At 41.6% G+C, this 14,983-nt stretch carries 5 protein-coding genes; all 5 read right to left on the bottom strand.

Annotated features, from left to right (window positions below; translation table 11 throughout):
* Positions 1 to 5: 5 nt before the first annotated feature.
* From CQ022_RS07885 to CQ022_RS07865, 5 genes are read right to left on the bottom strand one after another with little or no spacing between them, the layout of a single operon-like run.
* Complete coding sequence (locus tag CQ022_RS07885) at positions 6 to 2,408, bottom strand: glycosyltransferase (protein ID WP_105680890.1); 2,403 nt, start codon at positions 2,406 to 2,408, stop codon at positions 6 to 8.
* Positions 2,401 to 3,183 (bottom strand): alpha/beta fold hydrolase, encoded by a 783-nt coding sequence (locus CQ022_RS07880; RefSeq protein WP_105680889.1) that lies wholly within the window; start codon positions 3,181 to 3,183, stop codon positions 2,401 to 2,403. The genes CQ022_RS07885 and CQ022_RS07880 overlap by 8 nt, the downstream gene beginning before the upstream one ends.
* Entirely contained in the window at positions 3,174 to 3,473 is a 300-nt protein-coding gene (locus CQ022_RS07875; protein WP_002977699.1) for an acyl carrier protein, read from the bottom strand. The genes CQ022_RS07880 and CQ022_RS07875 overlap by 10 nt, the downstream gene beginning before the upstream one ends.
* Positions 3,461 to 7,717 (bottom strand): type I polyketide synthase, encoded by a 4,257-nt coding sequence (locus CQ022_RS07870; RefSeq protein WP_105680888.1) that lies wholly within the window; start codon positions 7,715 to 7,717, stop codon positions 3,461 to 3,463. Before CQ022_RS07870 ends, CQ022_RS07875 begins: the two co-directional genes overlap by 13 nt.
* Positions 7,718 to 7,736: 19 nt before the next feature.
* A complete protein-coding gene (locus CQ022_RS07865; protein ID WP_105680887.1) occupies positions 7,737 to 14,762 on the bottom strand; it encodes a type I polyketide synthase in 7,026 nt (2,341 codons plus the stop codon).
* Positions 14,763 to 14,983: the final 221 nt, after the last annotated feature.

Raw genomic sequence — 14,983 nt, 5'->3', positions numbered from 1 at the left:
ATAGGCTATACAGAAGCTAATGTTGAATGTTCCTGCACAAAATTTTCTAACAGTTCTACCGCTTTATCGTTCCCTCCGGCAAGGGTAAATGTGTTTCGGACTTCCTGAGCGGCGGCTCTGTATTTCGGATTTTCCAATAATTCAAAAGCAGTTTCACGAAGAGCATCTACACGAAGTCTTTTGTATCGGATACTGATTCCGCAACCTGCCTGCTCGATCAGTTTTGCAATATGGAAATGATCATAAGCAATAGGAGTGATTAACATCGGTAATCCGTTTCTAAAAGTATCGTTAACGGTATTGAAACCACCATGGCAGATCACCATATCCATTCTCTGCATCACTGCAGATTGAGGCACGAAACTGTTCACAATAAAATTATCCGGCCATTCTTCAAAGATTTCCGGTGGAGTAGCGGCAATTACGGTAACCGGCTGGTCTTTAAAGGCAGCGATGATTTTTTCAAAGAACGCTTTTCTGATGTCTACCAACAATGTTCCTAATGATACAAATATCTTCGGAGTGGTAGATGCATTCAGTTTATCCCAGTCAAATGGGGCATCATTCGGACGACCTTTTACCGGACCTACGAATTTCATATGGGAAGGAACGGTTTCAAAACCAGCGAAAGCCTGTGATGTAAACACCATATTCAGTTTGTGAGAATGGATATAAATTCCTTCTTCATGAATGCCTACTTCTTTTTGCAGATCTTTGATTAAGTTTTGCTGCCATTCCCAGATTTTTGGAGCACTTTTTTCTGTATCTCCCATCACATCCGGTGGAACTGGAGTAGTGGTTACACAAGGAATATTATGTTTGTGAGCGAAAAGAGCACCTCCGAATGTAATACAGTCATTCACGATCACATCAGGCATCCAGCTTTCGGTCAGTCTGGTAAGTCCCGGCATCATCATTTTAGCAAAAGGAACATAGGTTTCTTCCAGGGCCAGTTTCATCACTTCAGGTCCGGAACATGCGGGTCCGTCATCCTGTCTTTTCAGAATGCGGGCAATTTCCTCCTGATAAGGAACCAACTCTTCTTCAGGATAGAAATAAGAACCTCCTTCCGGAATATGTTTACTGTCTAAAGGCGTAATTCCGAACCATTTTACTTCGTGGCCACGGGCAATTAAACTGGCTCCCACACTTAAAGTAGGACTCACGTGTCCGAAGAACGGAGGAACTACAAATAAAAACTTAGATGGTTTTTCAGGTTTTGAAGCTTTCAATATGGCTTGCTCCAGTAAGTTGGCTGCCGTAGCAGAACCTCCTGCTTCCACAAAAGACTGTCCCACTTTCTGAGCTGCTTCTTTGTAGCTTGGGTTATTCAGAATTTGCTGTACAGCTTCTCTCAGGTGATTTCCTTTAAATCTGTTAAAATTAAGACGTTCACCTGCTTCTGTACGCACAACACGTCCGGCAACATGAGACTGGTCATAGGCAATCGGGATCACTACCAAAGGAATACCGTGTGATAGTGTTTCGGATACGGTATTGTGACCGCCATGGCACACCACACCGTCAAGATGAGGCAACAGATCCAGTTGAGGAACCTGATGATACACCATAAAGTTATCCGGCCACTGTTCGAAAAGCTGCGGATCGGAAACCACTATAACGGTTAAATCTTCATCTTTAAAGGCATCAATGACCTTTTGGAAGAAAGCTTTTTTATGATCATGATCGAAGGTAGTACCGATACTTACCAGGATCTTTTTGTTGTTTTTGCTTTTTAACTTTTCCCAGTCGAATTCACATGAAACACGTCTTTCGGTAAGAACGGGACCTGTGAACTGATATTGAGAAGGCAGATCATCCATTTCACCAAAAAAATAATTGGAGGTCAGCACAAGTGTTAAAAGGTCTGAGGTTGCCAGAGAACGCTCTTCCTGAAAGCCCAGTTCTTTCTGTAGATCAATGATCTGATTTACTTCCCATTCGTGTACCTTAGGCAGCTCATTCATGATTTTAATGGCGGCCGGAGCGGTAACGGAAGTAGCATAAGGGATTCCAAGAGTTTTTGCGGCAACAGGGGCAGCAAATAACTGATGGTCTCCGATAATCAAATCAGGCTGATATGTTTTCAGTAAAGCAATAATTCCGTTATAGCAATGTCTGTTCAGCGGAATAAGCACCTCTTCGTAGAGGAACTTAACGCTGTCTATGCCGTAGACTACTTTCTTTGAAATAATATCTAGATATTGTTCACTTTCTTTCTTTTCTTCGTCGGTCTGATCGTATTGGATCAGTAATAATTTTCCTCCTTCGGGAAGTTTAGCCTCTAACGTTGGGTCAAGGCTGATCCAGGCTACTTCATGTCCTCTTTCCAGCAGGGTAGCACCGATGCTTAGGGTAGGGTTGACATGTCCTGTCAATGGTGGAACTATAAATGCAAATTTAGCCATGGTTTTGTGTTAAAATTTTAGATAAAAATTGAGCGATTGTTTCCGCAATCAGATTGGGTTCCTGGATAGGAATGTTATGATCGCCCGGAATTAATTCAAGTTCAGATCCGCTGATTTGAGACTGAAGCCACTCACCGGTAGGTCTGCAGTTGGAGTCAGCTCCATAAAGCAATAAAGTGGAAGTTTCCAATCCCTTGAAGTCAGCTTCATCAAGGAAATGTTTTTCCCTGATCATATCTGCTTTAATGGTGGTCTGATTAAAGAGAAATTCATACATACGATGATTCTTTTCCATTTGTCTTTTACCCATCTGCACTTTGGTAGTATCTGTAAAATTGGCTACGTAATGCTCAAGAAATTCTTTGCTGTATTCATCAATGATGTTACGGGCTTTTTCGTCCTGAGGATCCGGAGCTTCCATTACCACGAGCTGATTTACGCGGTCTGGATATTCTAATGCTGTTTTCAGCGCAATAAGACCTCCGAAGCTATAGCCTACAAGGTGTACTTTTTCCAGTTGAAGGTGATCTATTAAACCTATTAAATCGGATGACATGTTGTCAAGATCGTACCCATCCAAAAAGCGTTCACTCATACCGTGACTTTTCAGATCGTACATCACCACATGGAAATGCTTGGCCAGCACAGGGGCAATATTAAAATAATAAATGGACAGGTTACTGAACATACCGTGGATAAGTACCACGGTTTGTTCGGCTTCTTTGTTGAGTTCCTGTATATGAACTTGTCTGTTATTGACAGTGATTATTGGCATTCGTAGATATAATTGATGATCATACTAAGGTCAAGATTGATAAGCTGGTCAAGATCCATAGAAGATAACCAACCTGTAAAGTCGATCTGATCGCCAAAATGCGCTTTGATTTTTTCTGAGAAAGAAACAATCTCGATGCTGTCCATTTCAAGATCTTTGGTGAATGAACTTTCAGGAGTAATATCCATTTCTTCTACAAATTCAGCCCCAATCACTTCAGTAATAAAACCTTTTAATAAAGTAAAAAGTTCTTCGTGGTTCATTTTTAATGTTGCGTTTACAGTGTCCATCCGATAATATAATTTTTATGTTTAATAGTTTTGATTTCAATATTGTTGATCCACAGGTGATCGTCTTTTATCATTTCGACTTCGAAGGCTTTAGGATTTCCTTTCAGTCCTGTTCCCAGGAACTTTCCATAGGCTTCCTTGGCTACCCAGAAACGGGTGGTCCATTCGGCCTGATCTCTGTCTTTTAATAAGGCTAATTCGTTGTCGGTAAATACCATATCGTAGAATCCTGAACTGCGTTCTTCCATCAGTTCCATATCGATTCCTACAGATTTTCCATATCTCGCGATTCCTACGGCTTCTTTGCCTTTATGAGCTAAAGAAATATGAATATCTTCTGTAAAATCACTGATGAGGTAAGGTTTTCCTACTTCATCGGAACGAATTTCAAACGTGATCGGGAAGCAGGCATGATTTTTTTCCTGACGAAGGAGATTTCTTACGGCATCTTTCACGGCTACACGGCTTACCATCCAGTCTTTCTTCTTGTTGGGTAATAGCTGCTGGTGATGCTGTTTTTCCGTCTGGTTGAAATATCTTTTCAGGATAAAATCCCATGAAGCTACTCTGGTATACGCCTGATGGAAAAAGAACACTTCAGGAGCAATCTCTTCCGAAAGACGGTTGTGTAACGGTGACATGGAAACATTCCATAACGGAGCATCAATTTCCAGTCTTCTGTTCTGCCAGCCGGTAATGGCGCACCATACTTTTCCGTCTCTTTTCAGAATGATATCTGCAATGGCAAATTCATCATTAAGCTCGGTCAGCATACAGGTGCATTCAAAAATACCTTCCTGGTCATGCATATCACCGAAGAATTCAATATCTCTGATCTTTACAGGGAATGCAATACGGTCTTTTACCAAAGTAAGCTGCAGCCAAAGTCCGAATAGCTGTCCTGCATTGTCCAATAAAGAACCTTTACCACCGTTTCCTTTTATTTTTCCGATAATTCCTTTGTCTCCAACGGCTGAAACTTCAGTGATTCCCTGGTATTTATCTCCATGGAACATGTGCATGTCATAGATTTCCTCAGGGGTTCTTTCGATAGGCAAAAGATTACCGATGGAAAGATTGAAGGCTGGTGTTGGAACAGAAGCGGATTTTAAAATGACTTCTGCGTTGGCAAAATTTTCAATATCGAGATAAGCGTGGTTGGGTGATCGCCATTCTCCTTTTACGGTTTTTTCGAAAGGTTTGGCAACGTTCATCCATTGGAATACACTTACATTCATGATTTTATGAACCAGTGTTCCCGGAATTTCGGCTTCTGCAATTTCTGCAAGCTGCTCAAAAATCATCGTCATCGGAATTACCGGTTCCATATCAGCAACATGGGCCCAACCTTTAGGTTGTCTCAATAGGCTGTGGTCAATCAGGTAAGGATGACTTTCAAGGGTTACATACAAGTCTTTTGAGAAGGTTGTACTTCTTGGTGCTTTTGGAGCAACTTGTGCTGCCGGAGCTGCAGGGCGTTGAATTGTGATTTCCGGACGGTTCTGGAATAAAGTCAATACTTCTTCCTGCATACGGATCATATCAGCAACGTTATCCTGGAATGCCTGTACCAGCGGATGACCGCTCTTTGTGGCAATAGCTGAAGCTGTTGCGGTATATTGTTTTGGCGCATCAAATGACTGAGCCAACGCTTTCACTTCTTTGAAATTACGGATAATAGGCGAACCTAATTCCAGTTTAATTCCTTTTCCTGAAGCTTTTTTCGTGTGATTCTGAATTTCTAAAAAGTCAAGTGCAATGGTTTTACCTTCTACAAATAATGAAGCGACAACGCGTTGTAACTGCGCCAATGCGGAGCGGGTAGGAACGCTGGAAGCAATCGTACTGAAGGCTTTTCCTTTTAAAGTATCATCAATAAATCCGATCAGTCCTCCTGTACCCACCTGAATGAATACTCTTGCGCCTTCTTCGTATAATGTATCTGTCAGTTCACGGAAACGAACAGGCTGAACCAAATGCTCTGCACTCAGTTTTCTGATCGCTGCCTGATCTGCAGGATAAGGTTCTAAGGTTGTAGCAGACCACAGTGGAATTTTTGTCTGCTGGAACTGCGCTTTTTCCATTCCCGCAAGGATCACATCCAGTTTATCCGCGATAAAAGGAGAGTGGAATCCTGATTGGAAAGGAAGTACCTGATGGAAAATCTGTTTTGCCTTTAACAAAGGAACCAATTCATCCAACGCAGCATTGCTTCCACAAAGAATGACCTGATTAGGGCAGTTGTCATTGGAAACATACAGGTTTGAAATTTCAGTAATAAAAGGTTTTATCACCTCAATTCCGGCTCCTATGGCGATGAATTTAGAGTCTTTTAATTCAAAAGTTTCAGGATTCAGTACATCAATTAACGCTTTTACAGAATTGGCTTCTGCTAATTCGGATGAATATCCTGCCAGCCATTCTCCTAAACTGTGTCCGGCATTCATATCAGGAATAATTCCCAGTTTTTTCAATGAATTATCAAGGATACTGCAATTGTTGAAGATGTTTAAAGCATCGGTTAAAAGACCTTCACCTTCTGTTTCAATAGGAGCTGTCAATCCAAAATAACGGCTTACCGTCTCCACTTCACCTTTTGCAAGACCATCTAAGCCCGGAAATACAAAGGCTACTTTACCGCCATCTTTTAATAATGGAGTAGAAGTGTACCAGATATCCTGTTTGTTTTTCCAAATGATATTTTTAGAAACAATTTTAATGGCTTTTTCTATTCTGGCAGGTGTTGGATCGAATATAGCCACTCTGAAATCTCCTTCACCAATGGCGGTTTCATTATTTTGTAATGCGGAAAGCAGTTCTTCGTGCGTAGGTCTTGCCAATATCAGTACATGGTCTTTTTTCGGCATATCATAGCCTTCCAGAACTACGTGTGCATTGATTCCTCCAAATCCGAAAGCATTTACTGCCGCTACTTTTGGAAGTCCGGTTTTTGACCAGTTTTTTGCTTCCTGTACCGGTTCAAACCTTGTGTTCTGCATCTCCGAAGTTGGATTTTCACAATATAAGGTTGGTGGTAAAGTATCATGGTGTAATGCCAGACAGGTTTTGATTAATCCTGCAATTCCGGCTGCCGGCATAGCATGCCCGATATTGGACTTTACAGATCCGATACCCGCTGCCTGAGCATTTTCTTCTTTTCCGAAGAACTGAGCTAAGGTCTGAAGTTCTGTTTTATCTCCAAGGGGTGTTCCTGTGCCATGAGCTTCAAGATATCCCACTTTATTTTTATCTAAATCAGCGTTGATCCATGCCTGTTCCAAAGCTTTTAACTGACCTTTCACAGCCGGACTCATTACGCTGGTTCCGGTACCGTCACTGCTTACGCCAACGCCTTTGATCACTGCATAGATTTTATCCTGATCACGAACGGCATCTTCCAATCGTTTTAAGACTACAAAACCACAACCTTCACCGATCAGTAATCCGTCAGCATCCATACTGAACGGTTTGATCTGCTGCTGGCGGGACATTGCTCCCAACTGGGCAAAAATACTCCAGAAAGCAGCGTTTTGTCCTGTGTGTACGCCTCCTGCGATCATGATATCGGAACGACCTCTCTGAAGTTCCTGTACGGCATGATCTACAGCAATCAAAGCGGATGCACATGCGGCATCCACGGTAAATGCAGCGCCACCTAAATTGAAACGGTTGGCAACAAGAGAAGCAACGAGATTGGGAATTAATCCCATAGCTGTATCGGCTGCAAAACGTCCTTTACGCTGTTGGAAAGCATGTTTTACCTTTTCAATATCTGCAGAAGAAACATGAGGCAGTAATTCCTGCAGTAATGAAGAAATCTGTTCTCCGGTTCTTACAATTTCAATAGCGCGGGTGGCTCCCGGACCGGTATAGTTTCCTTTACCGATGATGATTCCCGTTTTTTCAAGAGAAATGTTCTTTTGAAATACGCCGGCATCTTCCAGGGCTTTTTGCACCAGATCAAGGGTAAGCAAATGGTCAGGTTCCGTTCCTTCAACGGCCAATGGCAAGATACCAAATGCTGTAGGATCGAAGGTATAATCGGGGATAAATCCTCCACGCTGACAGTAGAAACGGTCAACGGGGCTTGTCGCATCACTGAAATGAACCGGATCTATCCGATCAGCCGGAGCCAGCTCGGTAGAATCAACTTTATTGACAATATTCTGCCAAAAAGTGTTGGCATCCTGTGCCCCGGGAAAGACACAGGATAGACCAATTACAGCAACATCTGTTTTTTTCATATTGAGTTTATGCAGTGTTTTACCAATTATTTCCTGACATGATCAGCACCTGGCTTTCTGTTCCGTATTTGATTTCGTTAAGGAAGATTTCTTTCCCTTCATCCAATGGAATCATAGAAATACCTCTACGTTCGTATTCTGATTCAAGGGTGGAAGAAACCATTCCGGCACCTTTCCAAGGTCCCCAGTTGATAGAGATCACTTTTCCTTTTAATCTTTTATTTAAAGCATTGGCATAATCATCCAGTACACTGTTGGCCGCAGCATAATCTGTCTGACCTTTGTTGCCGTATACGGAAGCAATACTTGAGAATAATACTACAAACTGGCAGTCTGTACGAAGTTGTTCAGCCAATACACGAAGTGGTTTTACTTTGGTATCAAATACACGTCCGAAAGAGCTTGTTGTTTTTTGTTTGAATAATTTATCTTCTAAAAGACCTGCTCCATGAATTACTCCGTCAAGGCGGTCATATTTTTCATAGATATTGCTTATAAGATTACTCAAACCTTCTTCATCACAAAGGTCCAATGATTGGTAAATGATGGTGTTTCCAAGGTCTTCCATATCACGGATGGTACGCAGAATCTGATTGTTTTTGAAAATCTTCGTTGTTTCTTTTTCTATTTCTGCAGGAGAAGTAAACTGTCCGGATTTAATAAGGAAACCTCTGATTTCTTCTTTGGTTTTCATTCCTTCAAATTCTTTTGCAGAAATTTCATTTCTCGGATCTGCAGATCTTCCTACAAGAATATAAGTACATGGATAAGCCTGAGACATGTGTTTTACCAATTCGGCAGTAATTCCCTGTGCGCCTCCAAGCACCAAGACCACAGATTTTTGATCTAATTGGATATGGGCTTCACTTAAACTTGTTGACAATGGGGAAGGGATAATGTCTACTTTATGTCTTTGGTCATTTTTGTAAATGATTTCAGCAGGTTTATCGTTGGTCAAAATCTCTTTTAAAGTAATCTCAGCAATCTGATCTACTTCCTGAGGAGTACTTAGGCTGATCAGTCTGCAAGTTGTATTGTCAAATTCTCTTGCTAAACTTTTGAAAAGCCCCGGATATCCCTGGTGGTGGCGTAATACGCTTACATCAGAAATTTCCTGAAGATGTGCAGGAATATCAGAGATAAGATATACCCATTTAGCTTTATCAAAATCCAGTTTTTTGATCAGATCCACATGGTCGATAATGCTTGGTTTATCAACTGTTGAGAATAGGTCCAGCATAATTAATCCCTCAATATTTGAAAGATCTTTTTCCGAGTCTACCAATTCTACGATGGCTCCATGTTTTTCCAGTGCTTCCTTGATCGCTGAGGTTTGCTTGCTGTCATCCTGAGTGATGGCAAAACGTTTTCCCTGCAATACTTCTGTATTTTGTACTAAAGAAGCATCAGTTGGAGTAATGTCAAAGCGAAGTCGGGATAATACATTTTGAGCTGGCTCTGCAATGTCTGTTTCTTTAACTTCCTGAGCTGTTTCATTGGTTTCCCCATTCATTTCGCTGATCCAGCTTGCCAGACCACGAAGGGTTTTAATGGCAGCTAATTTTTCCATAACATCGTCTGCCTGTTCAAGGTTTTGGCCAAAACCAATTTTGGTTTTAAGATCACCGATGATTTCCATACGTTTAATGGAATCAATACTCAGGTCAGCTTCCAGATCAAGATCAAGACCTAACATTTCTTTTGGATAACCCGTTTTTTCACTTACAATATTTAAAATGGCATTTTGAAGATCTTCAAGAGAGAATGTCGGCTGAGCCTGTGATTTTGAAACTGATGATTCAGCTGCTGTTCCGTTTTTTTCTGAGGCAGCTGTTGTATCTGCTCCCGAGAATTCTGTAAGCCATGAAACAAGTCCGCTTAACGTTTTTATTCCGGCTAATTGTTCCATAACGGTATCTTCACTGGTATTTCCGTTGCCCAGAGTTCCTAATTCGTTACGAAGTGTTCCGATAATTTCTACTCTTTTAATAGAGTCAATACTTAAATCAGCTTCCAGATCCATTTCCATACCCAGCATTTCCTGTGGATATCCTGTTTTATCACTTACCACCTGAAGTAATAAGGATTTGATATCTCTTGACGGAGCTTGTTTTACAGGAGCCACAGCTACAGGTTTTTCCTGATGAACAGGCTGAACCGGAATGGTAGATACAGGCTGATGTGCAGGAGTTGGTATTGGTGAATTGTATACAGGAGCAGGGAATGCCTGAGGATTCTGTCCCATAAAGGAAAGCATCACATCACGTTGCGCCTGTATCATTAATTTCATGCTGTTTAAATATTCCTGCAGCATACGTTCAGCAGTAGACTGAGCTTCAGTTGCAGGTGCCTGTGGATTGTTCGTAAAATTGTTCATGGGAATAGGGTTTATTAGTGGTAAAGCACCATTAGATGGCAGATTACCAGTAGTTGGATGGGCAGTTTGCCCGTTAACACGCCAGATAGCAGGGCTTTTCTTGTAAAGCTCAGGTTGGTTGATATCAATAACCTTAACGCTTCTGCCATCAAAAAGTTTATTAATATTGAAGCTGCGGCCTGTTCCTAAATATTGAGCCAGCATGCAAAGCAGATGACTGAATTTATTACGGCTGTTGTCTTCAACATATAAGGTCAGCTGATCTTTTTCCAGGCAGGATTTGGTCAGTCCGGTAAGTACTTTTCCTGGTCCTACTTCGATGAAGATTCTTGCTCCATCATTATACATGGCCTGAAGCTGTTCTACAAACCTTACAGGCTGTACCAGATGATCAGTAAGTCTTTCTTTTATTTCTGAAGGATTCGCTGGATATACTTCTGCTGTGGTATTGGACCACACAGGAATCTGCATTTCCTGGAAAGGAACGTCTTTCAAGACTTCAGCATACAAATCCTTGGATTTTGCCAATAATGGACTGTGGAAAGCGCATGCAACCTCCAGTTTTTTAGCAGAAATACCTTCCTGTTTAAGAACTTCCAGCAATTTGTTGATCGCTTCTGTACTTCCTGCAATGACACATTGGGTAGGAGCGTTGAAGTTCACAGGGTAGCATCCTTCTACTTTAGCAATAATAGGCTGTAAACGTTCAGGGGTAGCACTTGCTGCCAGCATTGAACCCGGATCTCCACCTTCCACTGAGTCTAAAATAGACTGAGCCCTCTGAACACTTAAGTCAACCAGTTTATCTTCTCCAAATACTCCGGCAAAACATAAAGCTGGTATTTCACCATAGCTGTGACCTGCCAGCATATCCGGAATAATACCCAATGATTCCAGGAATTTTGCCAGTGCAAGGTCTACAATTCCTAAAAGCGGTTGTGCTAAACGGGTATCTTTAATGGTTTCTTTTTGTTGTTTTAAATCAGCCTCATTAAAAGTCTTAGAGGGGAAAACTACTTTTTCAAGTTCAGGATAATCATCGATGATCTTACGCATAGCAGGGAAAACGACGAATAAATCACGAGCCATATTGATTCTCTGACTGCCTTGTCCAGGGAATGTGAACGCTACTTTACCTTCTTTTTTATTCACGGTAAAAGTATCTTTTGTCTCAATCCCTAGCAGTACTAGCTCAAGCTTCATCATCAGGTCTTCAACTGTATCAGCGACAATACTGAACTGAATTGGTTTTTCTGAACTGATGCTTAAGCTATAAGCAATATCTTTTAATGGAATACCATCATTAATTTCTAATAAAGCCTTAATCTGGCCTGACTGTCCTTTGGCTTCTTCATACGTATCTCCACGGAAAACAAATAGTTCCGAAGGCCACGACTGCATTGCGATTGAATTATCCTGCTTAGGATGGTTGGCAATAACCGTATGGAAGTTCGTTCCTCCAAATCCGAAAGCACTGATTCCAGCATAACGGTTCTTCTCGCTCCATAGTCCACTTTCTGCATGGAAAGCAAAAGGGCTGGTTTCTGCATTATAATAAGCATTAGGCTGCTGAAGGTGAAGGGTAGGTGGTTTTACCCCATGATATACAGCCAGGGAAGCTTTGATTAATCCGGCTAATCCAGCGGCACACTTGGTATGTCCGATCTGTGTTTTTACAGAACCTAAATGAGTCTGTCCGGGTAAAGCTCCTGAACGGCTGAATAAATTAGTTAAGGCACTTAATTCTGTTTTGTCCCCTACAACGGTTCCTGTACCGTGAGCTTCCACTAAACCTACAGAAGCAGCACTGATACCAGCCTGGGAATAAGCACGTTCTAATGCTCTTACCTGGCCTATTTGTCTTGGAGCCGTCAATCCCAATGCTTTTCCGTCACTGGATCCACCAACTCCTTTGATTACTGAATAGATACGGTCACCATCACGTACAGCATCTTCATATCTTTTTAAAACAAGAATGGCAATACCTTCTCCAAGAGCGATACCGTCTGCCTCACCATCGAAAGTAGCACATCTTCCTTTTCTGGATAAAGCATGCGTACTGGAGAACATCAGATAATCATTGATTCCGTTGTGTAAATCGGCTCCTCCGGCAAGAACCATATCCGATTTACCTAATACAAGTTCCTGGCAAGCCAAATCAATAGCAGCCAAAGAAGAAGCACAAGCTGCATCTACGGTAAAGTTTCTGCCTCCAAGATCCAGTCGGTTTGTAATTCTCCCAGCGATAACATTGGCAAGAATACCCGGGAATGAGTCTTCTGTGGTATGCGGGAAGGCTTCTTTTACTTCTTCATGAAGTTCTCCGAAAACCTGTTTATAGTATCCTCTGAAACTATAGCTGTTGGCAAGATCATTACCTCCTTCAGCTCCGATAATTACAGAGATATTTTCTCTATTAATGTGTTTTTCACCATATCCTGCATCTTCCATGGCGCGTTTTGCAACCAATAAGGTCAACAATTGTGTAGGTTCAATCGCTGCAAGAGACTGTGGCGGAATTCCGAATGCCAGTGGATCGAAATCAATTTTAGGAATAAATCCTCCCCATTTGGAGTGGGATACATCCGGTCCGTCAGAATCGGGATGGTAATATAATTCTTTATTCCATCTTTCATCCGGTACTTCAGTAACACTGTCTTTTCCTAAAATAATATTTCTCCAGTATTCATCCAGGTTTTTAGCGCCCGGGAAGATACATTCCATCCCTACGATAGCAATATCAAGTGGCTTTTCTGTTGAAACAGGCTCCTCTGATAATGCAGCATCCTGAATATATCCGTAATTGTCTGCAACACTTTGATGCAGGGCTGCCAATGAGATTACACGATTATGCATCGTAGCAACCTGTCCTATCATGTACATTCCTAAATCCAGTTGATCATCTTTAGGAATATTGACCAGTTTGTCGCCTTGGCGTTCAATACCTTTAGCAGCAATACGCAAACGGCCTACATTTAGTTTTTCAAGCTGTTCCCAGACTTGTTTCTTATCCATTCCGGCAGCAAGAAGTTTTGCTTTTTCTGTATTGAAATGGTGGGCAAATGCAGTGTTTAAACAACGTGTTTCATGCCCCGGAGCTGTTTCCAGTAAAACAGTATCTTTTGCCTGCATAGCCTGAGACTGGAACTCTTCCTGAATAGCTCCGGTTTGTACAGCCTCATGAGTATACAGATAGGCAGTACCCATCAATACTCCAATTTTTACTCCTCTTGCAGCCAATGGTGCAGCCATAATGGAAACAAATGCCGTTGAAAATGCATTATGAATTCCTCCTGCAAAAAAGACACTGATGTTTTCAGGATGGTCTTCTTTTAAAATACGTTCAATTTGTTTTTCCCAAAGTACTGTACTTGAAAGTGGTCCTACGTGTCCTCCGCATTCACGTCCTTCGAAAATGAAGTTTTTAGCGCCTTCTTTCAGGAAAATATCCAGAAGAGCAGGGGAAGGAACGTGTAGGAATGATTTTATTCCGGCCTTTTCAAATACTTTGGCCTGAGCAGGTCTTCCTCCGGCAATTAAAACAACGGGAGGTTTTGCTTCTAATATATAGGATGTCTGTTCATCTCTTAATTCCTGTGGTGCGAATCCTAAAATTCCTACACCCCATGTTTTTTCACCAGCAAGTTTTTTGGTGTCCATTACCAAAGACTTTGCGGATTCTCCTTTTAATAATGATAAAGCAACAAAAGGTAAAGCTCCGGCATCTGCCACTGCATTGGCAAATGAAGGGACATCACTTACACGGGTCATTGGTCCCTGAGCAATAGGGTACTGTAATCCCAGTTCCTGAGCTAAAGAGTTGCCTTTGTCAATGACATTTAGTGCTTTTGCCTGCTTCAGATGTCCATACATGGCTTCTTTAAATCCGAAAATCAGTTTTTTCAGTGTTTTGAAGTCTTCATAAAGGTCAATTGCAAGGGATATGTCTTGTCCCATTGGAATATAACATGTGCTAAGGTCAAAACCGGTAAAATATTGTTTCAGCTCTTCAGCGGTTGCGTTTTCAGGTAAAGCTGGTGAATTGGGTCTTACCAGTACACGATGGTTCGCGATCGCCTTAGTTTCTGTACCATTCAGTTTTGAGCATACTTCTTTCAGATCCTTAGGAACTGAACTTTCAGGGAACAATGCCAGCTGGCTGTCCAGTATAACTCCGGTTGCTCCCAAAGCTTTTGCTGCGGCTGCGGTATGGAGACCTATTCCTCCCTGTACCCACACCGGAATGCTCTGGATTTCTTTGATCACACGCTGGAATAATACAAACGTGGATTCATAGCCTACTAATCCGCCAGCTTCATTTCCTTTGATAATAATTCCTTGTGCTCCCGCCTGTTCAGCTTGTCTTGCTTCTTCTAAACTGGTTACCTGATAAATAACAGGTACATTGAGTGGCTTAGACATTCCGAATGGTAGGATCGCAAATCGTACTTTTTCCGGAATTTGAAGAGTCGTGAAATTGTCGTTAGAAAAATAAATACCATACGATGGTACGTCTATCTGGTCAAGTTGATGTAACGCTTCCTGGGCTTTCGTTAGCTCATTTCCTAAACTTAGAACGGGAAGTGCACCCGCCTGGTGCAGTCTAGATATAAGGTTAACGTCCGGCTTTTCAAAAGGCGTCAGTCCAATAATGGTTAATTTTTTCATGGCGTGTTAATTGAATTATTGAATGATAGCAAGAGTTCCATAACAGAATGCAAGATCTTTCGATCGTAAGACCATTACTCTTTGCTACGATATAGTAAAAATTGTTTTTATTAAATCGTTAACAATAGGTGTTGTTTTGTGGTAATTATTTAATAATCTATCGGTATGGGATAGATTTTGGGTTGTGGTAGTTATATCCGGCTTTTCAAAAGACATCAGCC

Origin of the sequence: Chryseobacterium culicis, from assembly GCF_002979755.1 — a bacterium.
In the GTDB taxonomy this organism is placed as follows: domain Bacteria; phylum Bacteroidota; class Bacteroidia; order Flavobacteriales; family Weeksellaceae; genus Chryseobacterium; species Chryseobacterium culicis_A.
Note: the sequence above shows the minus strand (reverse complement) of the source record. Positions and strands in the feature narration are given on the sequence as shown.